We start from the raw sequence: 21,382 nt of genomic DNA, 5'->3' as shown, positions 1-21,382 counted from the left end.
CGGGGCCTTCTCCCACTATTCCACCGCGACCGCGCGCCGCACACGCTCCACGAGGCGGCGCGGGCCCCTCCCCGGCGGGCGGATCACGGCCGCGTCCCGCGCGGAGCCCGGTCAGGCCCCGGCCCGGCGACGTACCGCCACAGCCCGCCACGGCCGGGTGAACGGGACGAGGCGATGGCGGCGCCCCGGCCGGGACCTCCGCGCCGCGGCCCCTCGCGCCGGCCGGCGCCCTGCCCCGCTCCCCGGCGCCCTCGTCGCCGGCCCGGCCGACGCCGGCGTCAGCCCGTCAGACGGCGCTGGATCCACTGCGCGGCGGTCCGGCGGAACAGACGGCGGTTGTCGGCGCGCTGGAAGTCGTGGCCCTCGCTGCGCAGGAGGAGGAGCGCCGCTTCCAGCCCCCGCTCCCGGGCCGCCCGGACGAACTGCTCGGACTCGCCCGGCGGCACATTGGTGTCGTGCTCGCCGTGGACGGCCAGCACCGGGACGCGCAGGGCGTCGATCCGGCTCATCGGCGACAGCGCGCGCAGCAGGTCGCGGTCGCGCTCCGGATGCCCGTACTTGTGGGCCGCCGACTGCGCGATCCACGGCTCGGTGCCCGCGAAGAAGGTCGTGAGGTCCGACATCCCGCACACCGCCACACCGGTCCGGAACAGCTCCGGATGCCATACCAGGGAGGCCATCACCAGATAGCCGCCGTACGAGCGGCCCATGACCGCCAGCCGCTGCGGGTCGGCCGGCCCGGCCAGCACCGCGTGGGCCGCGCAGTCGGCGACGTCGTCGATGGCGGCGAACCGGCCCGTGCCCAGGTCCGCGTCGACGAAGGACCGCCCGTGGCCGCCGGAGCCGCGCACGTCGGGGGCGAAGACGTCCAGCCCCCGGCCGAGCAGTTCGTGGTACAGGGGGTCGAACACGGGGCGTTCCTGTTCCTCGGGGCCGCCGTGCAGGTGGACGACGCAGGGGGCGGGCTCGCCCGGCGAGCGGCCCGGGGCGCGGTAGTACCAGCCTCCGAGAGGGAGTCCGTCCCGGGCGACGGGCCGCATCGGCACCGGCCGGACGGGCGTCCGCCCGCCCGGGGCCGCGTCCTCGTCGCGCGAGGACCACGGGGTGCGCAGCGCCGTCCCCTGCGGCAACCACCACACGCCGGGGCGGCGCTGCGACCCGGACAGCGCCACGACGGGCGCGTCCGGATCCGGCGTGGGCACCAGGCGGGTGACCACCTCGTGGGGGAGCGGCACGTCCCAGGCGTCCACCTCCGTGCCGAGCGGTACGACGCCCGTGGCGCCGCCGCCCGCGGCGGGTGGTGCGGACGGCGCCGCCGGTGCGGGTTCGGGCGCGGTGTCCGGCGTGGCGCCCACCGCCGCGGTGTCCGAAGAGGGGGCGTCCGCCGTCGGTCCGGCCGCGGCGGCGGGGTCGAGGGCGGCGATCTGCAGCTCGCTGAGGCCGCGCGCGTTCCAGGAGAGCAGGGCACCGCGCCCGGTCCGGTCCAGGGCCAGCAACTCCAGGCCGCGATCAGGGCGTCCGGCGGCGACAGCGAGTCCCCGGCGCTGCCCTCGTGGGTCGAGCCGCAGCGCGAACAGGGCGGCGAACTCGCGCTCGTGGTCGCTGCGCAGCCACACCGTCAGGCCGTCCGGCGCGAAACCGCCGATCCAGGGATCGTCGTCGGCCACCGGCACGGTACAGGTGACCTTCAGGTCGCGCAGCCGGACCACGAGGGCCTCGCGGCGGGCTCGCGGTCCCCGCCGCAGCAGGGCCAGCCGGCCGTCCCGGCTCAGGTCGCACACGCGCAGGGTGGCGGCCCCGCGCTCGCTCGCCAGGAACACGGGGGCGGCCACGCCCTCGGGATCGACGAGGTAGGCGGACAGCGTCAGGGGCACCGGCCCGTCCGGGCTCCCCGCACCGCCGCCGGGCGCGGCGGGCCCGCCGAGCACGGGCGCGTACGCCCGCGGCGCGGCCGGGGACGGGCCGCCGAGCAGCACGGCGTGCCCGCCGCGCGCGGCCCAGCCGGGCGGGTGCGGCGGGACGTGCGACCCGGCCTGCGCGCGCACGGGGGCGGCCTCCACCGTGCCCGGTTCCGCGCCGGCGGACGGCTCGGCCACGGTGACCGCGAGGGCCGTACCGTCGTGCCGCCAGCAGCCGAGGTGGGCCGAGCTGCCCGGTTCGGCGCCGGCGAGGACGCGCCGATCGGTGCCGTCGGGGCGCACGCACAGGACCCGGGTGAGCTCCCCGCCCCCCGGGGCGGTGGTGTACGCGATCCACCGGCCGTCCGGCGACCAGGACACCTCGGTGACCGGGTCGGGGTCGCCGTCGAGGAGGTGGACCGTGTCGCCGTCGACCGGCCCCGTCCACAGCTGCGGAACGCCGCCCCGGTCACAGATGAAGGCGACCTGCCGGCCGCTGGGGTCCACCGAGGGGTACCAGCAGCCGTGGGCCGTCACCGGCTGGGGCAGGTCGTGGGCGGCGGCGACGTCCGGCAGCGTCAGCGGCGCGGGCGCGGCCAGCGGCGTGCGCGACGACGGGGACGGCGTGCCGTCCGCCGGGCCCGGCCACCGGTCGGCCGCCTCCCGTCCGAGCCCGGTGGCCCCGGGCCCGCCGGGCCTGAGGAGCGCCCCGGCCGCCGCGCCCCCCGCCGCGGCCCCGGGCGAGGACCACGCCCGCTCGGCGACGGCCCCCGCGCGGCCCGGAGCCGCTTCCGTGAGGTCCGAAGCCGTCCACCTCGCACCCGTGGGACCCGTCGGATCCGCCTGCTCCGCCGGATCCGACAGGCCCGGAGCAGGGGCCGGCGGAGCAGGCGTCGGGGCGGGCGTCGGGCCCCCCGGGTCCGGAGCCGGGCGGGCGTCGCCCTCCGCGACGCCCCGTGCCCGGGACACGGACGAGCGGGGGACCGGGCCGCCGGTCAGCTGATCCCGTGCGTTTGCAGCCATATCTCCAGCAGAGCTACCTGCCACAGCGTGTTCGCCCCCCGGTGGGTTCGGTGCGCGTCGGGCGCCGCCAGCAGCTCGGCGACGTACTCCCGGCGGAAGACGCCTCGGGCCCTGGCCTCGGGAGCGGTGACCGCTTCGCGTACGCGCTCCAGCACCGGTCCGGCCATGTGGGTGATCGCCGGCACCGGGAAGTAGCCCTTGGGGCGGTCCACGACCCGGTGCGGCAGCACCCGTCGTCCGGCCGCCTTGAGGACGCCCTTGCCGCCGTCGGCGAGCTTGAGTTCGGGCGGGCAGGCGGCGGCCAGTTCGACCAGCTCGTGGTCGAGGAACGGCACGCGGGCCTCCAGCCCCCAGTCCATGGTCATGTTGTCGACGCGTTTGACCGGGTCGTCGATCATCATGACGTGCGTGTCCAGCCTCAGGTCCGCGTCCAGCGCGCTCTCGGCCCCCGGGGCCGCCATGTGGGCGCGGACGAAGTCCGCGGAGGCGTCGTGGTCCGGCAGCATCCCGGGTTCCAGCATGCGGGCGAGGTCGGTGTGCGAGCGGTCGAAGTAGGCGTCTATGTACGCCTCGGCCGCGTCCTGCCGCGGCGCGGCCGCCATGGCCTCGTACCAGTGGTAGCCCGCGAACACCTCGTCCGCGCCCTGCCCGCTCTGGACGACCTTGACCTCCTTGGCGACCTGCTCGGACAGCAGGTGGAAGGCGACCACGTCGTGGCTCATCATGGGTTCGCTCATGGCCGCGACCGCGTCGTCCAGCGCGTGGGACACCCGGTCGGAGGGGACCAGCAACTGGTGGTGGTCGGTGCTGAAGCGCCGTGCCACCAGGTCCGAGTACTCGAACTCGTCCCCGTCGTCGCCGCCCTCCGACTCGAAGCCGACGCTGAACGTGGCCAGCTGCCGCTGTCCCTGCTCGGCCAGCAGCGCCACGATGAGGCTGGAGTCCAGGCCTCCCGACAGCAGCACGCCGACCGGCACGTCGGCCACCATGCGGCGGCGCACGGCGGTGCGCAGCGCCTCCAGGACGGCGTCCGTCCAGTCGTCGGCGCTCAGGCCGGCGAACTCGGGGCGGCGCGTGTACGCGGGCTGCCAGTAGCAGTGGTCACGCTGGGCGCCGTCAGGTTCGATCACCCGGACGGTGGCCGGCGGGAGCTTGCGCACGCCGTTGAGGACGGTCCGTGGCGCGGCGACGGTGGCGTGCCAGCTCAGGTACTGGTGCAGGGCGACCGGGTCCAGCGAGGTGTCCACGTCCCCGGCGGCCAGCAGGGCCGGCAGGGACGAGGCGAACCGGAGCCGCTCCGGCGTCTCCGCCAGGTACAGCGGCTTGACGCCGAGCCGGTCGCGGGCCATGACCACCCGCCCGGTGGCCTGCTCGACGACGACGAAGGCGAACATGCCGTGGAAGCGCTCGACGCACGCCGACCCCCACTCCAGGTAGGCCTTGAGGACCACCTCGGTGTCGGACTCGGAGAAGAAGTGGTGGCCGAGCCCGCGCAGCTCCTCGCGCAGCTCGCGGTAGTTGTAGACGCAGCCGTTGAAGACGCCGGTCAGCCGGGCCCGGGGATCGGTCATCGGCTGGGAGCCGCTCTCCGACAGGTCGATGATCTTGAGTCTGCGGTGGCCGAGGGCGACCGGGCCCTGGGACCACAGTCCCCGGCCGTCGGGGCCCCGCGGGGCCAGCCGGTCGGTCATGCGTTCCACGGCGGCCACGTCGGGCCGCCCGCCGTCGAAGCGGACCTCGCCGCTGAGACCGCACATCAGAGGGGCCTCCTTCCGGCGGACCGCTCAGGTGGCTTCCCGGCGGACCGCTCGGGCGGCTTCGGCCGCCGCGCTGCGCGGCCGCCCGTGCGCGCGGCGGCGGCCCGGGGCGAGGACGACGGGAACGGGGGCGGGAACGTGCGGGGCATGACGGCAGGACTCTCCTAGGTCGCGACGCGGGGGGCTCGGCCCGGACGGCCGGGCCCGGCACGGTCACGCCTCCGCCGCGTCTTCTCACTCGTCTTCCGGCAGGCTCGGCGGCCTGCCGCTCGCCGGGGCCGTGCCGCGGCGAGATCCGTGTCGGTGCACTGCCGAGTGCCCCGGAGTCGGCGGGTGCAAGCCCCCTGATCGGACACCGCGTGCCCCCGCACCGGCGAGAACCCCCGTTTCCGCGCGGCCGTCCGCGGGCTGAACCGTGGGGTTTCCGCCGGAGCGAACTGTCACCGCGGTCGTGTCACTCCGTGTCCTCGGCGGCGCGGCCCAGCGGAAGCAGTTCACGGACGCCCGCGGGCGGCGCCCCGGCCGGCTTCTCCGTCAGCTCCGGGGGCAGGGCGGCGTCGAGCACCGCCGGCACGGCCGCGGCGTCGCGCAGGGCCGTGTCCTCGTCCGTGCCGACGCGGGCGGCGATTGGGGCGACGCAGGTGGTCAGGCCGAAGCGCTCCCCGACGCCTTCGCGCCGTCCTCGTAGGAGGCGTCCGAGGCCTGGCGGAGGGCGGCGGCCGGCTCCGGCGGCAGCCGGGCGGCGACATGGCCGGCCAGTCCGGACGGCAGCCGTTCGGCCAGGGTGGCCGGCACGGCCCGCGTCGCCCGCTCGGCCGGCCCGCGCCGCGGCAGCCGGGCCGGCGCCTGCGCCTTTCCGATCATCTCGTCGTGCTGCGTGAGCGGCTGTGCTTCCACGGCGTGACCGTCGGGAGACACCGACGGACGGGCAAGGAGCGAGTACCCGGGACGACGCCGCCGCCCGGGCGGCGCGCCGGGGTTGCGGAGTGCCGACGCCGGCCCGTTGCACCGGCGGTCATCCGATCAACCGGCGGTGCCCGGGCCGGTAAAGTGGTATCCCCATTTCAGGCGACAGCGCACCTGTGAGGTACTCGCGAACCATGCCGACCGAAACGTTTGAGTTCCAGGTTGAAGCCCGTCAGCTGCTGCAGCTGATGATCCACTCGGTCTACTCGAACAAGGACGTCTTCCTCAGGGAACTCGTCTCCAACGCCTCCGACGCGCTGGACAAGCTGCGCCTGGAGGCCCTGCGGGACGACGCGCTCGACGCCGACACGTCCGACCTGCACATCGAGATCGAGGCCGACCCGGAGGCCCGCACCCTCACCGTGCGGGACAACGGCATCGGCATGTCGTACGACGAGGTCACAGAGCTCATCGGCACCATCGCCAACTCCGGCACCGCCGCCTTCGCCGAGGAGCTGCGCGCGGCGCAGGAGGGCGCCGGGGACGACGGGCTGATCGGCCGGTTCGGCGTCGGCTTCTACTCCGCCTTCATGGTCGCCGACGAGGTCACCCTGGTCACCCGGCGGGCCGGCCGGCCCCGGGGCACCCGCTGGTCCTCGCACGGCGAGGGCACGTACACGCTGGAGGCCGTCGACGAGGCCCCGCAGGGCACCTCCGTCACCCTCCACCTCAAGCCCGCGGACGCCGACGACCAGCTGCACGACTACACCTCCGCCTGGAAGATCAGGGAGATCGTCAAGCGGTACTCGGACTTCATCACCTGGCCGGTCCGCCTGGTCCCCGGGGCCCGCGACGGGGAGGACGCCCCCGGGCCCGAAACGCTCAACTCCATGAAGGCGCTGTGGGCACGCCCGCGCGAGGAGGTGTCCGACGAGGACTACCACGAGCTGTACAAGCACATCGGCCACGACTGGCGCGATCCGCTGGAGACCGTCCGCCTCCAGGCCGAGGGCACCTTCGAGTACCAGGCGCTGCTCTTCCTGCCCGCCCACGCCCCGCACGACCTGTTCACCCAGGGCCACCGGCACGGACTCCAGCTCTTCGTCAAGCGCGTCTTCATCATGGACGACTGCGAGGAACTGCTTCCGTCCTACCTGCGCTTCGTCAAGGGCGTCGTCGACGCCCAGGACCTCTCGCTCAACGTGTCCCGCGAGATCCTCCAGCAGGACCGCCACATCCGGCTGATGCGGCGCCGCCTGACGAAGAAGGTCCTCGCCACGGTCAAGGACATGCGCTCCGCCGCACCGGAGCGCTACCGCACCTTCTGGCGGGAGTTCGGCGCGGTGCTGAAGGAGGGCCTGGTCACCGACCCCGACAACCGCGACGCCCTCCTCGCCGCCGCGTCCTTCGCGACCACGCACGACGCCGACGAGCCGACGACGCTCGAGGAGTACGTCGAGCGGATGAAGGACGGCCAGGAGGACATCTACTACATCACCGGCCAGTCCCGGCAGAGCGTCGAGAACTCGCCGCACATGGAGGCGTTCGCCGCCAGGGGCGTCGAGGTGCTGCTGCTGACCGACCCGGTCGACGAGGTGTGGGTCGACACGGTGGGGGAGTACGGCGGCAAGCGGTTCCGCTCGGTCGTCAAGGGCGAGATCGACCTCGGCGGCGACCAGGACGAGGAGAAGGCCGCCGAGAAGGAGAAGCACACCGAGGAGTACGCCGGCCTGCTCGGCTGGATGACGGAGCACCTGGCCGAGGACGTCAAGGAGGTCCGCCTCTCCTCCCGCCTCACCGTCTCGCCGGCCTGCGTCGTCTCGGACGCCGCCGACCTCACGCCCGCGCTGGAGAACATGTACCGGGCGATGGGCCAGGAGGTGCCGCCGACCAAGCGCATCCTCGAACTCAACCCCGACCACCAGCTCGTCAAGGGCATCCGGCGGGCCCACGCCCGGCAGGGCGAGGACCTCTCGGAACTCACCGAGACCGCCGACCTCCTGTACGGCCTCGCGCTCCTCGCCGAGGGCGGACAGCCCAAGGACGCCGGACGGTTCGTGAAGCTGGTGGCCGACAGGATGGAACGCACCCTCTAGCGCCGTGCCGGGCGCCGCGAGCCGGTGAATCTTTCCGGCCACAGCACTAGCCGCGCCGGCCGTTCGCCGTTCCCCGGCACCTGCCGGCCGCCGCACACCCGGGACCCGGCGTCCGCGGGCCGCCACCGCCCACGGCCGCCGGGCCCGCGCGTCCCCTGCCGTGCACACGCACGTCACCCACCGGACGTGCCGCGGACGCCGGTTGGCCGTGCCGGGCGGATATGCGGTACGGCCCCCGCTGGATAGAGTCGTCCCGTTACGACTGGTTGTGGGGACAACCAGGGCACCTCGGGGAGGGCTTGCAGCACATGAGTCGTCGCTCTACCGGTCCGGCCGGTGTCTGGGCCGAGATGCAGAGGCAGCAGCAGCGCCGGACGGAGGCCGAGGCCAGACGGCGCAGACAGGAGGCGCAGCAGGCCCGCGCGCGGCAACGTCAGGCCGCCCAGGGCTACCGCGAGTACCGGCAGGCCGAGGCACAGCGCCGGACCGAGGAACTGGACGCACGGGTGGCGTCGTTGCGGGGGCTCCTCGCCGCGGGCTGCCGGGCCCCCGCCTTCCGGGCCTCCTCCCTCATGCGGACGGAGGAGATCGAGCCCTTCGCCCCGGGTGCCCTGGCCCAGCCCGTGCCCGTGCCGGACTTCGAGCACTACCGCACCCAGGGCGGGTGGACCGCCAACCGGCGGGCGCAGGCTCAGGCCGAAGCCCGCGAGCACTTCGAGCGGGACTGGCACGCCGCCCAGGCGGCGGAGGCGCAGCGGCAGCAGCAACTCGCCGCCTACCAGCGGGAGTACCAGCGGTGGGCCGACGGCCGACTGGCCGAACTGCGGCGGCACAACGCGGGCGTCGTCGAACTCACCGAAGGAGTCGGGCGCGGCGACCCCGACTGCGTGGTCGAGTACTTCTCCGCCGCCCTCTACGCCTCCACCGCCTGGCCGGAGGGCTTCCCCCGCCAGGTGACGGTCGCCTACGACCCGGCGGCCCGGCAGCTGGTGCTCGACTGGGAACTGCCCGCCTACGACGTCGTCCCCGCGACCAAGTCCGTCCGGTACGTCTCCGGCACGGACCAGGACAAGGAGACCGCCCGGCCGGTGAGCCAACGCCGGGCGCTGTACCGGGAGGTCCTCGCCCAGTGCATGCTGCTCGTCCTGCACGAACTCTTCGCCGCCGACGAGCTGGACGCGCTGGAGTCGGTGACCCTGAACGGGTTCGTCGACGGCCATGACCCCACGACGGGCCGCCCGGGCCACATCCACCTGGCCACCGTCATGGCCGCGCGATCGACATTCTGCGACCTGCACCTGGCGCAGGTGGACGCCGGGAGCTGCCTGGCCGACGCGCTGCGCGGGCAGCTCTCGGCCCGCCCCGACCAGCTCACACCCGTCCGGCCCGGCAGGCGGCCCGAGGACGTCGGCGACCGTGTGGTCACCCACGGCGGCGACGAGGACCCCGACCTGTACGAGATGGACCCGATCGCCTTCGAGAACCTCGTCGCCGATCTCTTCCGGGCCATGGGCATGCAGGCGGTCACCACCCAGCGCTCCAACGACGGCGGGGTGGACGTCGACGCGCTGGACCCCACCCCCATCCGCGGCGGCAAGATCGTCGTGCAGGTGAAGCGCTACCGCAACACGGTGCCCCCCACCGCCGTGCGCGACCTGTACGGAACCGTGCAGGACACCGGCGCCAACAAGGGCGTCCTCGTGACCACGTCGAAGTTCGGGCCCGGATCGCACACCTTCGCCAACGGCAAGCCGCTCGAACTGATCCGGGGCGCCGAACTCGTCGACCTGCTGCACCGGCACGGACTGCGCGGGCGCCTGGGCGACGGCGCCCGCCGCCGCGCGGCACAGCCGGAGCCCGCGGCCGCGGAGCCCCGGCTGCCCGACGACCACAACGTCCTCGGCATGTCCTGGACGGGTGGCGTCGCCCTGGACGTGTGCGCCCTGGTCTGCCGCGGCGACCGGATCCTCAGCGACGACCACTTCGTCTTCTTCAACAACCCGGGCACGCCGGACGGCTCCGTGCGCGCCGTCCCCGCGACCGCACCCGACAAGGCCGCGATCTGCGTCGCCTTCGACGCGCTGCCCGACGAGGCCGACCGCTTCGTCCTCGTGGCCGCCGTCGACCCTGAGGTCAACCCGGACGCCGACCTCTCGGGCTTCACCGACGCACACATCCGTCTCCTCGACCCGGGTCTGGCCGAACTGGGACGGCTCGAGGTCTCCGACGGCCGGCCGGGCGAGACCGCCCTGGTCCTCGGCTCCTTCCGGCGCCGGACGAACGGCGACTGGGACTTCGTCCTCGGCGGCAGGGGGTACACCGGCGGACTGGAGGAACTCGTCCGCGACTTCGGCATCGACGTGGAGTGACCCCGCACGGCACGCACCCCTCGGCCCGTCCCCTCGGCGGCGTGCCCTCCGCCTGCCGCGCCGCCGGGGCGAGCGGGCCTCGTCAGTGCGTGCCGTCGCCGACCAGGTGGTCCCCGGCGATACCGGCCTTCTCGGGGCGGTAGTACTCCCGGATGCCCTCGGCCCAGGTGGCCACCGGGATACGGTCGCCGTCCACGGGACCGAAGGCGTCGAACAGCGTCTCGATGTTGGGCCGCCGGAAGCCGATGGCCGTCATCAGCGCCACGAAGTCGGACCGCTCCACGAAGCCGACGCCCTTGGGGTCGCCGAGCGAGGCGAGCGCTTCGGCGAACTCGTGGACCGTCGACTCGAACCGCTCCGGCGACAACACGCAGGCCTCGAACTCCTCCCGGCTGACCCGCCCGTCGCCGTTGGCGTCGAGCTCGGTGACGAGCGTCGTCCAGTACCGGCGGAAGGCGGCCAGCAGCGCGTCCTTCGCGGCGTCGCCGGCCGCGGGCGCCGCCGCGACCACCCGGCCGCCCATCAGGTCGAAGTCGTCGGACTCCAGGTAGCCGTTTCCGTCGGCGTCGAACAAGGAGAAGACGAGCTGGACACGGTCGGTCGCCTCAGTGGTACGCACGGCGCCTCACCTTCCTTCCGGTCTGGCGGCCCACGCCGTCGACGGGGCCGGACGGCCACCGGACCCGTGATCCGGCGGCTGCTCCACTATCCGGCCGGCGCGAGCACCGCGGCGCACGAAGCGGAGCCGTCCACACGAACGGGCGGAATCGGCCTGCCGCGCGCATGAATCGCCACGACCCGTACGCCGCTCGGCCATGCGCCGGACAGGACCGGCCCGGCTGCGGGGCCCGCCGCGCCGAAGCGCGCCGGCGCCCGTGGTCACGTCGCGACGCGCCCCGGTACGGCGGCCGTCACGGCGCGGTGCGCCAGGCGCTCGCCGTACGCGCGGCCGTACCGGTGCTCCAGTCCAGTCGCAGCACGGCGAGGTCGTCGCTGTGCCGGTCGGCGTTGAGGGTGCGGGTACGGGCGATCAGCTCGTCGAGGTGGGCGCCGGGATCCGGCGTGTGGATCGTGTCGATGATCCGCAGCAGGCCGTCCACCCCGAGCCGGTCGCCGGTGCTGTTCGCGAAGCCCTCGATGAGACCGTCGGTGTAGGCGACGAGGGCGCCGCGCGGGGGCAGGGCGAGGGTGGTCGCCGGCCACTTGCCCAGACCGGGGACGATGCCGAGGGCCACGCCGTGGGCCGCGGTGACCTCCTGGGCGCCCTGAGGGGTGAGGAGGAGGGGCTCGTGGTGGCCGGCCAGGTGCAGCGTGGCGGTCTGTGCCCGCGGGTCCACGGTGATCAGGGTGCAGGTGGTGAACAGGTCGTTGCCGGTGCGCTCGGCTATGTGGATCTGCTCCAGCAGGTGCAGCAGCTGCTCGTTGCGGTGGCCGCCCAGCGTCAGGGCGCGCCAGGCGATGCGCAGGCAGACGCCGAGTGCGGCCGCGTCCGGGCCGTGGCCGCTGACGTCGCCGATGATGGCGTGCACCTGCCCGTCGTCGGTCTGCACGACATCGAGGAAGTCGCCGCCCAGCAGGGCCTGCGCCCGGCCGGGGTAGTAGCGGCTGGAGGCGGTGACGACGGCGGAGGACAGCAGGGGCTCGGGCAGCAGCCCGCGCTCCAGGCGCGCGTTCTCCTCGGCCCTGAGCCGCCCGATCTGGAGGGCGGCGTTGGCGCGCTCGGCCTGCTTGCGCTGGAGGGCGTAGCGCACGGCCCGCTGGAGCAGGTCCGGTTCGACCTTGCCCTTGACGAGGTAGTCCTGCGCGCCGGCGGCGAGCGCCTCCACTCCCGCCCGGGGTTCGTCCAGCCCGGTCAGGACGATGATGGCGGCTCCGGTGTCCGTCTGTATCGCCTGGACCGTCTCCACCCCGGAGGCGTCGGGCAGGTGAAGGTCGAGCAGCACGCAGTGCACGGGGTGCGCGGCGAGCGCCTCACGCGCGTCCGCGGCCGTGCGGCACCGCGTCAGGGTGTGCGGGAGGTCGGTGTCGTAGAGGAGCTCCTCGACCAGGAGGGCGTCCCCGTCGTCGTCCTCGACCAGCAGGATGTGGTACTGCCCGGGGCGGTTCACGGCGTGTTCGGTCACGGCTGGGACTTTCTCTCCGGCGCCGTGGGCGAGCCGTCGGCGGCGGGCAGGGTGAAGACGACCCGCGTGCCGGGCTCGTGGCCGGGGTCGATGGCGATCGTCCCGCCGTGGAACTCCACGACCTTCTTGCACATCGCCAGACCGATGCCCGTGCCCGGGTACGCGTCCTTGGTGTGCAGCCGCTGGAAGAGGATGAACACCTTCTCCTGGAACTCCGGCGCGATGCCGATGCCGTTGTCGACGACCGCGAACTCCCACTGGCCGTCCTGACGGACCGCGCTGATGCGGATGCGCGGGGGCCGGTCGGGGCTGCGGAACTTGACGGCGTTCGACAGCAGGTTCTGCCAGAGCATGCTCAGCTGGGTGGTGTCGCCGACGACGTCCGGCAGCGGGCCGTGGGTGATCTCCGCACCGCTCTCCTCGATCGCCACACTGAGGTTGTCCAGGGAGCGGGCCAGCACCTGCTCCAGATCCACGGTCTGGTGGTCGTTGTGCACGCGGCCGACCCGGGAGAAGGCCAGCAGATCGTTGATGAGGACCTGCATGCGGTTGGCCCCGTCGACGGCGAAGCCGATGTACTGGTCGGCCCGGTCGTCGAGCTGTCCGCCGTACCGACGCTGCAGGAGCTGGGTGAAACTCGACACCTTGCGCAGGGGCTCCTGCAGGTCGTGCGAGGCGACGTAGGCGAACTGCTCGAGTTCCGCGTTCGACCGCTTCAGGTCGGCCGCCTGCTCGTCCAGCAGCCCGCGGGAGTCCTCGCTGAACTGCAGCTCCTCCACCAGCCGCCGGCGCATCGACTCCACGTCGGAGGCCAGCCGGCGCAGGTCGGCGGGGCCGGTGCCGGGCAGGCTGCGGTCGAAACGGCCCTCGGCGACGTCCCGGGCGGCCGAGCCGAGCCGGCCGAGCGGGCCGGTGATGCCGCGCCGCAGCCCCTCGGAGACGAGAAACGCCACCAGGAGGATGACGCCGGCGATGACGGAGAACATCCAGTTCCGCAGCGTCTCCGCCCGCCGCAGGTCGTGGCCGGCGGCCGTCCGCTCGCTCTCCAGGTGCGACTGCTGGCGCCCCATCGCCCCGCGCAGCGAGTCGAAGATGTTCTTGCCCTCCGTGGCCCGCTGTGTGGCCAGCTCCACGGCCTGCTTCGCGGGGGCCGAGGCGATGGGGCGGGCTATGCGCTCCTGCCAGGCGCCGCTCAGCCGCTCCACCTCGGCCAGGTCCGCACGGGTCCGGGCGTCGCCGTCGGTCAGGGAGTGAAGCCGCCGCAGGGCGGCCCTCTCGTCCGCCACGCCCTGCGCGTAGGGCTGGAGGAAGTCGGCGTGACCGGACAGTCCGTAGCCGCGGATGCCGGTCTCCTGATTGACCAGGGCCTCCTGCACCCGTATCGCGTCGATCAGGGCGGGGGACCGCCGGCTCACCAGCTCGTCCGTGATCTGCGACGTACGCCACATGGCCCAGCCGCCCAGTGATCCCACCACCGCCAGGACGAGCAGCGTGGTGGCGACCCCCACCCGCAGCCAGCGCCGGGTGGTCCACTGGGAGAACATACCGTTGGGGCCGGGCGGCTTGCTGTCCATCGGGGTTCGCGTCTCTCCTTCGTCCGGGCCGCGGCGCGGCGCGCGGCAACCCCACTGTACCCGCGGCCTGACAACGTATGTTGTCTCGGACCGGATCGACGCCGTAGGGTGCAGACATGCCTGGTCCGCCTTCCACCCCGCGCGCCGCCGGCGCAGAGACGGCCGCGCTGGTGACACAGGTGGTGGACGAACTGGCCCGGCTTCTGACGCCGGACGCCCTCCGCCCGCCGCCGGAGTCCCGTGACGGGACCGACGACGCCCGTCGCCGCGCGCTCGTGCGCCTGCGCGTCCTGGCAGGCGTCAAGGAGGCGGTCCGGCACCTGGAGGACCAGGCCGCCCACACCGCCGCCGCGAACGGCGCCGGTTACCCCGAGATCGGCCAGGCCGTGAGCATGAGCCGGCAAGGAGCCCGACGCCGCTGGCCCGGGCTGATCACCAACGGCACACACCGCCCCGCCTCCCATCCCACACCCCGGAGCTCGTGAAACATGGCTGCCGCCGCAACCCGCCCCTACGACGTGCTGCTGGTCGAAGACGACGTCGCCGACGCCATGCTCATCCAGGACGCCCTGGCCGAGCGCGGCACCCGCAACCTCACCCAGGTCCCCGACGGCATAGCCGCCCTCGACTACCTGCGCGACCCCGGCAACGAGCGCCCCGACCTCATCGTCCTCGACCTCAACATGCCGCGCATGAACGGGCGCGAGTTCCTCGCCGTGGTGAAGGAGGACGCCGACCTGCGCACCATCCCGGTCGTCGTCCTGACCACCTCTGCCGCCCCCGACGACGTCACCGGCGCCTACCACCACCACGCCAACGCCTACGTCACCAAGCCGGTGAACCTGGAGGAGTTCGAGGCGGCGGTCCGCAGCATCGACGCCTTCTACCTCGACATCGCCGTCAAGCCCCCCAAGGAGTGACCCGCGCGCCGGCCCCGCCACGCCGGGGCCGGCGCGCCGATCCCGGCGACCTCGGACGCCCCGGCCGTCGTGCCGCACGGGAGGACCCGGCGGCGCCGTCCGGCGCGTTGCCGACGCCGAGCACCGCGAGCACGGACGGCCTGCCGTGCGCGAGCCGACCACCGTCGTGCCGTTCTCGAGGTCGACGCCGTGGAACAGCGCGGTCAGGTACGCCTGCGACAGTCGGGCCGGCGACATTCGGTCGTCCCGCACCGCGACGCCGTACGCCGATACACGTGTGCGTACCTGAGGCCCCGTGATCCGCCCCCGGCGATCGAGTCACTGACGATCACCCCGGCCCGCGGCGGAAGCACACCGCCCGATCGCCGCCGTCCTACCCGGGCGGCCGTTCGCGGTCCCGGCGACGCAGTCCCGCCTGGATCGCTTCCGTCAGCACCCGCGCCGCCACACCCACGAGCAGCAGGCCGCCCGTCATCTGGAACATGGCCAGCACACGTCCCGTCTGCGAGCGGGGGACGATGTCGCCGTACCCGACCGTGGTGAACGTTGTCATGGCGAAGTACAGGGCGTCCGTCCTGGTCAGCGACTCGTTGAAGGAGCCCGGCGCCGAGCGGTCCAGGAGGAAGTAGGCGACGGCGAAGAGCAGCAGGAAGAGCGGCAGGGTCACCGCCAGGGCCTCGACCGCCCTGAGACGGGGCCGGGAGGAGCGCCGGATGACCGCCACCTCCCACCCGAACAGCGCCGCGGTGGCCGCCAGGCCGAGCGCCAGCACGGCCGACGTGCGGTCCGTGTAGTGCCCTTCCAGAGGCAGCAGGTAATACACGACGACGAGCCCGGTGGCCACCGACAGGGCACGGGAGACGACCACGACGGCCTCCCGTCGCCCGGCGCGAGACCGCCGGCCCTCGTGCGCCGGGCGCCCTTCACCGGCGGGGCCGCGGGCATCGGGAGGTGATGAGCCGCTCATCGTGTGCCCCTTCCGATCGGCGGGCGGGTGCTCCCCGCCGTGGCCGTGTGTGCGAGGCGTCCGGTGTGGTGCTCCCCGGCGGTCACCGCCGCGCGCGATCGCGGCCCGGGACCGTCGCGTCGGCAGTGTACGAGCAGCCCGCGGAGGATCCCGGGAGGACGAGGCACGGCCGCACCGAGTCTCCGCCGTCCTCGGCCCCGGCGCTACGCGACCTTCCCTGCCGGGTGTGCGGGCCCCGGCCGAGTGCCGCAACGTCCGGAGGGACCGTCCGAACTCAAGGCCGGACGCCTGCGCACCGATGAGGACTGCGAGACCCCGAAGGGCCGAACCCTCGGCCGACACGTGAGGAAGGACGCCGTGACGGAGCCGGGCCCGACCGCTGCGCCCACCGCCCGTACGCAACCGGAGGAGGCGGACCGCTTAAGGGAACTGCTGTGCACTCCCGCATACCGCAGGACCCTCGCGCTGTCGGCGGCCGTCGGTGCCCCGGTGGCCTTCGTGGCCTTCTGGTTCCTCGCCGGGATCCACCAGCTGCAGCACGCGCTGTGGTCCGAGCTGCCGCACACCCTGGGCTGGCACGCCCCGCCGTGGTGGTGGCCGCTGCCGCTGCTGGCACTGGGAGGCACCGCTGCCGGGCTCGTCATCACCCGTCTGCCGGGAGCCGGCGGACACGTACCCGCCGCGGGACTGCACACCGCGGGGGCCGGTCCGGCCACGCTGCCGGGGGTGGTCCTGGCCGCCGTGGCGAGTCTCCCGTTCGGCGCCGTACTCGGCCCGGAGGCCCCGCTGATGGCGCTCGGCGGCGGCCTGGCGCTGCTCTTCCGGAACCTGGTCCGTGCCCCGGCGACGGCCGGGGGCACCGCGCTGCTCGGTGCGTCCGGCGCCGCGGCGGCCCTCTGCGCTCTCTTCGGGAACGCGCTGGTCGGCGCGGTGTTCCTCGTCGAAGTGGCCGGTGCGGGCGGCTCGCGACTGTTCGCGGTCATGCTGCCGGCACTGCTCGCCAGTGGGATCGGCTCCCTCGTCTTCACCGGGTTCGGCCGCTGGACCGGCCTGTCGACGGGCGGCCTCTCGCTGAAGCTGGGCGTCCCGGTGCCGCGTCTCGACGCCGGGGACGTGCTCTGGACGCTGGTCATGGCCGTCGCCGTCGCCGCCGTCGTCCACCTGATGCTGTGCGCGGGGCGGCTGGTCGCGGCCCAGGTGCGGGTACGGCGGCCGGTCACCCGCACGGCGGCCTTCGCCCTCGCCGCGGGGGTGTGCGCCGCGATCTACGCGTGGGCCACCGGCCGGTCTCCGGAGGACGTGGCCTCCTCCGGCCAGGCCGTGCTGGAGCGACTGGCCGCCGATCCCCACGCCTGGGGGATCGGCGCGCTGGTCGCCGTACTGCTGTGCAAGGCGGCGGGCTACGCGCTGTGCCTCGGCAGCCTGCGGGGCGGCCCCATCTTCCCCGCGCTGTTCCTCGGCGCCGCGGCCGGCGTGCTGTTCGCCCCGCTGCCGGGCCTCGGCGTCGTCCCGGGTCTCGCGGCAGGGATGACCGCCGCCTCGGCGGCCGCCATGCGCCTCCCGGTCAGCGGTGCGCTGTTCGTCGTCCTGCTCCTCGGCAGCACCGAGATGATCCCCCTGGTGCTCCTCGCGGCCGTGGCCGGCTTCGTGACCGTCCAGTTGCTGCCGGCCGGCCGCGCGACGCCGCCGGCCACCCGATCCGCGGCGGGGCGGGACGGCCACGACGAGCATCCCGGCTGACACGGCCGGGAGCGGGTGCCGCCGTCCGGGGCGGCGCGGACGTCTCGCGGAGGTCCCGCGACGTCGCCGCGGCGAGCGGTGTCACACCTCCTCCGACCGGGTGAACATCCGGGGTCGTGCGGCGCAACCGGGTCCCCTGCGGAATGCCGTAGCCCGCCCGTGGTGATTGTGTGACTCCTGAGCCGCCGGCACACGGCCGGTCACCGGCACGCCTCCACGTTCCGCCACGGCCCCGCGACCGCCCGGCGCCTCCGGGCGGCCGGCGCCGCGGTCGCGACCCGCAGATCACACGCCGGAGGAGGACACCATGGCCGCCGACGCGCAGCGATCGCCGGATCCGTCCGAAGAACGCTCCGAACTGGAGCAACTGAGGGCACGCGTCGCCGCGTTGGAGGCCGGCGGGGCCACTCGGCCCACACACCACCGTTGGAGGTCCTTCCTGTCGGCGCTGCTCGTGATCGTCGGCTGCGTCCTCGCCCCGCTCGCCGCCGTGGCAGCCTGGACGGCGTCCGAGGTCGACGACACCGACCGGTACGTCGCCACGGTGGCGCCCCTCGCCTCCGATCCCGCGGTCCAGGCGGCCGCGGCGAACCGGGTCACCGACGCGGTGATGGGGCACCTGCACCTGCCGGATCTGCTCGCGGACGCCGCCCCCGCCGACAGGCCGCGGTTGGAGAAGGCACTCGGCGCGCTGGGGAACCCGCTGGAGAACGCCGTCCGCGGCTTCGTCCACGGCAAGGCCCAGGACGTCATCGCCTCCGACTTCTTCCAACGCGTGTGGGTCGACGCCAACCGCGGGATCCACGGCGCGGTGGACAAGGCGCTCACCGGAGGCGGCGGCGCGGTCAGGGTCAACAACCAGTCCGTGACCGTCGACCTGGCTCCGGTCGTGGACCGGGTCAAGCAGCGTCTCGTCGACGAGGGGCTGGCGGTCGCCGCGCGGATCCCGCAGGTCCACACCGACATCACCGTGCTGCGCTCCGACCATCTGGGCAAGCTGAAGACCTGGCTGCGGCTGCTCAGGCTCGCAGGGTTCTGGCTGCCGGTGCTGGCGGCGCTGCTCATCGCCGCGGGCGTGCTGCTCTCCGTCCACCGTCGGCGCGTCCTCGTGGCGGCGGTCCTCGGCGCCGCGTTCGCGATGCTGATCCTCGGCCTCGGCCTCACGGTCTTCCGCGAGGTCTACCTGAACGCCCTGCCGGACACCGTCTCGCAGCCGGCGGCCGGGGCGGTCTACGACATCCTGGTCCGGTTCCTGCGCACGTCCGTACGCAGGATCGTGGCGCTGGCCGTGGTCATCGCGCTGGCCGCCTGGCTGACCGGCGGGGGACGGCGGGCGACCTTCCTGCGCGAGGCGTGGCGGTCGGGCATCCGCGCGGTGCGCGGAGCGGCGGACCGCACGGGCTTCCGTACGGGCCCGGCCGGCCCCTTCGTCCACCGCTTCCGCACATGGATCACCTGGATCCTGGTCGCGGCGGCCGTCGTGACGTACCTTCTGTGGAGCTACCCCACGGGGTGGGTGGTGCTCGTCATCGCGCTGGTGCTGCTGTGCGCGATGGCGCTGGTCGAGTTCCTCGACGAGCCGCCCGCGCCCGCCGCTCCGCCGGCCCCCGGTCCGAGAGCGGAGGCGACTCCCACGGCCGGCTGAGTCCGGACCGCGGGAGTCGCGGCACGGACCGTGGAGGAGGAGTGGGCCGCCGGGCTCACCGGTCCTCCAGGTCCTCGTCCCCGTGCAGCCTCCGCCAGATGCGCGTGCGGTGCAGCACGTAGAGCGCCATGACGAGGACACCGACCTGCAGCCCGACCGCGAGCAGCCAGAAGACGGCCCTGCTCTCCATCTCGTCCGTGAGGTAACTGAAGTTCATGCCGAAGTAGCCGGTGAAGAACGTCAGAGGCAGGAAGATCGTCGACACGATGGCCAACCGGTTGATCACGCCGTTCTGCTCACCGGAGGCCAGCGACGAGTAGCTGGCGAAGGCCCGGCGGGTCGCGTCCTGGAAGGCCTCCACGTCCGCGAGCACCAGTCTGCCGGCGTGCTGGAACTCCCTGGCCATGCGCTGTCGTTCCTCGGGGAAATCGCGGTTCAGCATCCGCCTCGTGAAGACCTCGTCCGTCACCTGGAGATACGGCAGGAGGGTGTGGTGCAGCAGCGCGGCGCGCCGCCGCAACTGTGCCAGCCGGTAGACCTGCTCCGGGCGCCGCCTCTCGAACATCTCGTCCTCGAGGTCCTCCGCCGTCAGAAGCCCCGCCACGGCGGCTCGGCGAAAGGTGTCCAGGGCCTCGTGGAACAGCAGGAAGAGCACGGCCACGATGTCGGGCGGCGCCTCGGCCCCCAGCCGCGCCACGAGATTGTCCAGAGGAGCGGCAGCTCCTCGGTGCAGCGTGACCAGGTGCCGCTCGGTCGCCAGGGCGTGGATGTGCGTGATCCGGTCGTCCTCGAACGCGGGTACGGCGAACGCCGCTCTGTCCCCGAGGAAATCGGCCCTGGCCTGGGCGTCGAGACCGCCGAACCAGCGGGGGCACTCGGCTTCCAGGCCGAGTCGTTCGGTGATCGACGGCTGCTCGCCGGAGGTCTGTACGTCGACGAGCAGGAAGTCGGACACGGCCAGGCGTTCACGGGCCTCCGCCAGATCGGGGCGAGTGACGGTCCCCTCCGGCATCGACACCATCAGTACGGTCATGTTCGCTCTCCGCCGTGCGGTTCCGTGATTCCCACCATGGGGACGATCCGTCGTGCGCGCACGCCCACGCGTGCACGCGCCGCACCGACTGCCTCTTATGAGTGACCGCGGGGCGAGGACCCGGCCGCAGACCTGCGGGTCCGGAGTCCCGCAGGGCGTGGGACCGCGGGGTGCCGGGGCGTGCCGGCGTCGGCCGTGCCGCCCACCGGGGGAGGGCGTGCGGACTCCGGCGCCGGCCGAGCAGGCCGGCGGTGCGCGCGGGAGGTCGCCGTCAGCTTCCGCGCAGGTAGCGGTGGAGCGGCGGTCCCTCGGCCAGCACCGCGCCGATGGTCACCGTGAAGGAGATCGTGACGCAGACCACGATCAGCCAGGACAGCATCGCCAGGACCATGCCGAGTGAGCCGTACTCGGCCACCGCGCGGTCGAGCGCACCGGGTATGTAGAGCCGGGCGGTCAGGCTCAGCGCGGTCGTGGCCGCCGCGGTGAGCAGCGCCCCGGGCAGCAGCGGCGGCCAGGGCACCCGGGCGGCCAGCAGCAGGTGCTGTGTCAGCAGCCACACCCCTGTCCCCACCAGGAAGAGCAGCGGAGTACCGAGCCAGAGACCGACACCGAAGCCGTCCCGGACCGGTCCCTGCAAGAAGACCACGAGGACCATGATCAGCAGCCAGACCACCCAGCGCCAGGCCGCGATCCGGGTAGCCGCCCTGGGCAGCCGCCAGGCGCGCTCGCAGACCCGGGCCATGGCGCGGCTGAAGCTGGTCGCGGAGAGCAGGGCGATCAGCAGGCCGATGATTCCGGTGGTCTCGCGCAGGCTCTTGCCGGCGGGGTCGGCAAGGACCTGTTGCAGTTGCTCGTCGGCCTTGCCGCCGAGCCCGAACATGGAGCGCAGTGAATTCAGGAGCTGGTCGCGCACGCCCTGTGGAGCGAACGCGGACAAGGCGAACAGGAGGGGCACCGAGGCCAGGAACGCCTGGGCGGCCAGCCGGGTGCCGGCGTCCAGCAGGTTCGCGGACAGCAGCCGGTTCGTCAGCTCGGTCACGACGGGGAAGCGCTGTTCGGCGGTGGTCCGCAGACGCTTCAGCCGCCCCGTCCACGTCATGCCGCCCCCTTCCTCGTTCGGTGCCCTCGAAGGCCCTCGTGCCGTGCCCTCGGAGGCCAGTCAACGAGCCCGGCCCGGATGGAGCGAGCAGTACTGGCCCGATCGGGCGCCGGGCGTCGACACGGCCGATCTCTCGGCCCGGGCGACGGGACGACACCATGGGCGCCTCGCCGTCGCGCGGGAGGGCGAGGCCCCGTCAGGGGGGCGGGCGATGTCAGGTGAGACCGGGGGC

The 21,382-nt window shown here is 73.9% G+C and carries 15 protein-coding genes; 6 read left to right on the top strand and 9 right to left on the bottom strand.

All coding sequences use genetic code 11. The features are described 5' to 3' along the window. Nucleotides 1-278: 278 nt before the first annotated feature. The 3 genes from ACH5A8_RS30835 to ACH5A8_RS30825 form a co-directional block, all read right to left on the bottom strand. Complete coding sequence (locus ACH5A8_RS30835; RefSeq protein WP_399007273.1) at nucleotides 279-2,921, bottom strand: S9 family peptidase; 2,643 nt, start codon at nucleotides 2,919-2,921, stop codon at nucleotides 279-281. Next, entirely contained in the window at nucleotides 2,894-4,678 is a 1,785-nt protein-coding gene (locus ACH5A8_RS30830) for an N-acetylglutaminylglutamine amidotransferase (protein WP_399007272.1), read from the bottom strand. Before ACH5A8_RS30830 ends, ACH5A8_RS30835 begins: the two co-directional genes overlap by 28 nt. A 645-nt stretch (nucleotides 4,679-5,323) precedes the next feature. After that, nucleotides 5,324-5,575 (bottom strand): DUF2267 domain-containing protein, encoded by a 252-nt coding sequence (locus ACH5A8_RS30825; RefSeq protein WP_399007271.1) that lies wholly within the window; start codon nucleotides 5,573-5,575, stop codon nucleotides 5,324-5,326. 203 nt (nucleotides 5,576-5,778) lie between these two features. Here ACH5A8_RS30825 and htpG point away from each other — a divergent pair, with 203 nt between their 5' ends. Further along, a complete protein-coding gene (gene htpG, locus ACH5A8_RS30820; RefSeq protein WP_399007269.1) occupies nucleotides 5,779-7,680 on the top strand; it encodes a molecular chaperone HtpG in 1,902 nt (633 codons plus the stop codon). A 308-nt stretch (nucleotides 7,681-7,988) separates the two neighbouring features. Next, nucleotides 7,989-10,049: a restriction endonuclease gene (locus tag ACH5A8_RS30815; protein WP_399007268.1), complete on the top strand. Its 2,061-nt coding sequence runs from the start codon at nucleotides 7,989-7,991 to the stop codon at nucleotides 10,047-10,049. Nucleotides 10,050-10,131: 82 nt separating this feature from the next. Here the strand turns inward: ACH5A8_RS30815 and ACH5A8_RS30810 are convergent, their stop codons facing one another. The 3 genes from ACH5A8_RS30810 to ACH5A8_RS30800 all read right to left on the bottom strand — a co-directional run bounded on the left by ACH5A8_RS30810 (nucleotide 10,132) and on the right by ACH5A8_RS30800 (nucleotide 13,746). After that, a complete protein-coding gene (locus ACH5A8_RS30810) occupies nucleotides 10,132-10,668 on the bottom strand; it encodes an EF-hand domain-containing protein (RefSeq protein ID WP_399007267.1) in 537 nt (178 codons plus the stop codon). A gap of 292 nt (nucleotides 10,669-10,960) precedes the next feature. Next, nucleotides 10,961-12,172 (bottom strand): PP2C family protein-serine/threonine phosphatase, encoded by a 1,212-nt coding sequence (locus ACH5A8_RS30805; RefSeq protein WP_399007266.1) that lies wholly within the window; start codon nucleotides 12,170-12,172, stop codon nucleotides 10,961-10,963. Beyond that, complete coding sequence (locus ACH5A8_RS30800) at nucleotides 12,169-13,746, bottom strand: ATP-binding protein (RefSeq protein WP_399007265.1); 1,578 nt, start codon at nucleotides 13,744-13,746, stop codon at nucleotides 12,169-12,171. Before ACH5A8_RS30800 ends, ACH5A8_RS30805 begins: the two co-directional genes overlap by 4 nt. Nucleotides 13,747-13,862: 116 nt before the next feature. Here ACH5A8_RS30800 and ACH5A8_RS30795 point away from each other — a divergent pair, with 116 nt between their 5' ends. Both ACH5A8_RS30795 and ACH5A8_RS30790 read left to right on the top strand, forming a co-directional pair. Continuing rightward, on the top strand, nucleotides 13,863-14,231 hold the full coding sequence (locus ACH5A8_RS30795; RefSeq protein ID WP_399007264.1) for a hypothetical protein: 369 nt from the start codon (nucleotides 13,863-13,865) through the stop codon (nucleotides 14,229-14,231). A 3-nt stretch (nucleotides 14,232-14,234) separates the two neighbouring features. After that, on the top strand, nucleotides 14,235-14,666 hold the full coding sequence (locus tag ACH5A8_RS30790) for a response regulator (RefSeq protein WP_360968031.1): 432 nt from the start codon (nucleotides 14,235-14,237) through the stop codon (nucleotides 14,664-14,666). Between the two features lie 373 nt (nucleotides 14,667-15,039). On the opposite strand, the gene ACH5A8_RS30785 is transcribed toward ACH5A8_RS30790, so the two are convergent. Beyond that, a complete protein-coding gene (locus ACH5A8_RS30785; protein WP_399007263.1) occupies nucleotides 15,040-15,534 on the bottom strand; it encodes a potassium channel family protein in 495 nt (164 codons plus the stop codon). A gap of 456 nt (nucleotides 15,535-15,990) precedes the next feature. Here ACH5A8_RS30785 and ACH5A8_RS30780 point away from each other — a divergent pair, with 456 nt between their 5' ends. Continuing rightward, nucleotides 15,991-17,373, top strand: a complete 1,383-nt coding sequence (locus tag ACH5A8_RS30780) for a chloride channel protein (RefSeq protein WP_399007262.1) — start codon at nucleotides 15,991-15,993, stop codon at nucleotides 17,371-17,373. Nucleotides 17,374-17,680: 307 nt separating this feature from the next. Beyond that, nucleotides 17,681-19,018 carry a hypothetical protein gene (locus ACH5A8_RS30775; RefSeq protein WP_399007261.1) on the top strand — a complete coding sequence of 446 codons (1,338 nt, stop codon included), beginning with the start codon at nucleotides 17,681-17,683 and terminating at the stop codon, nucleotides 19,016-19,018. A 55-nt stretch (nucleotides 19,019-19,073) separates the two neighbouring features. On the opposite strand, the gene ACH5A8_RS30770 is transcribed toward ACH5A8_RS30775, so the two are convergent. Continuing rightward, on the bottom strand, nucleotides 19,074-20,051 hold the full coding sequence (locus ACH5A8_RS30770; protein ID WP_399007260.1) for a CorA family divalent cation transporter: 978 nt from the start codon (nucleotides 20,049-20,051) through the stop codon (nucleotides 19,074-19,076). Between the two features lie 271 nt (nucleotides 20,052-20,322). Continuing rightward, complete coding sequence (locus ACH5A8_RS30765; protein WP_399007259.1) at nucleotides 20,323-21,150, bottom strand: YhjD/YihY/BrkB family envelope integrity protein; 828 nt, start codon at nucleotides 21,148-21,150, stop codon at nucleotides 20,323-20,325. Nucleotides 21,151-21,382 lie beyond the last annotated feature (232 nt).

It is taken from the genome of Streptomyces sp. NPDC018610 (assembly GCF_044391765.1).
Classification (GTDB): domain Bacteria; phylum Actinomycetota; class Actinomycetes; order Streptomycetales; family Streptomycetaceae; genus Streptomyces.
Note: the sequence above shows the minus strand (reverse complement) of the source record. Positions and strands in the feature narration are given on the sequence as shown.

What these genes read in the sequence shown, in the direction of transcription:
- ACH5A8_RS30835 (WP_399007273.1), bottom strand. Translation starts at nt 2,921, where the DNA reads ATGGCTGCAAACGCACGGGATCAGCTGACCGGCGGCCCGGTCCCCCGC.
- ACH5A8_RS30830 (WP_399007272.1), bottom strand. Translation starts at nt 4,678, where the DNA reads ATGTGCGGTCTCAGCGGCGAGGTCCGCTTCGACGGCGGGCGGCCCGAC.
- htpG (WP_399007269.1), top strand. Translation starts at nt 5,779, where the DNA reads ATGCCGACCGAAACGTTTGAGTTCCAGGTTGAAGCCCGTCAGCTGCTG.
- ACH5A8_RS30815 (WP_399007268.1), top strand. Translation starts at nt 7,989, where the DNA reads ATGAGTCGTCGCTCTACCGGTCCGGCCGGTGTCTGGGCCGAGATGCAG.
- ACH5A8_RS30800 (WP_399007265.1), bottom strand. Translation starts at nt 13,746, where the DNA reads ATGGACAGCAAGCCGCCCGGCCCCAACGGTATGTTCTCCCAGTGGACC.
- ACH5A8_RS30795 (WP_399007264.1), top strand. Translation starts at nt 13,863, where the DNA reads ATGCCTGGTCCGCCTTCCACCCCGCGCGCCGCCGGCGCAGAGACGGCC.
- ACH5A8_RS30790 (WP_360968031.1), top strand. Translation starts at nt 14,235, where the DNA reads ATGGCTGCCGCCGCAACCCGCCCCTACGACGTGCTGCTGGTCGAAGAC.
- ACH5A8_RS30775 (WP_399007261.1), top strand. Translation starts at nt 17,681, where the DNA reads ATGGCCGCCGACGCGCAGCGATCGCCGGATCCGTCCGAAGAACGCTCC.
- ACH5A8_RS30770 (WP_399007260.1), bottom strand. Translation starts at nt 20,051, where the DNA reads ATGACCGTACTGATGGTGTCGATGCCGGAGGGGACCGTCACTCGCCCC.
- ACH5A8_RS30765 (WP_399007259.1), bottom strand. Translation starts at nt 21,150, where the DNA reads ATGACGTGGACGGGGCGGCTGAAGCGTCTGCGGACCACCGCCGAACAG.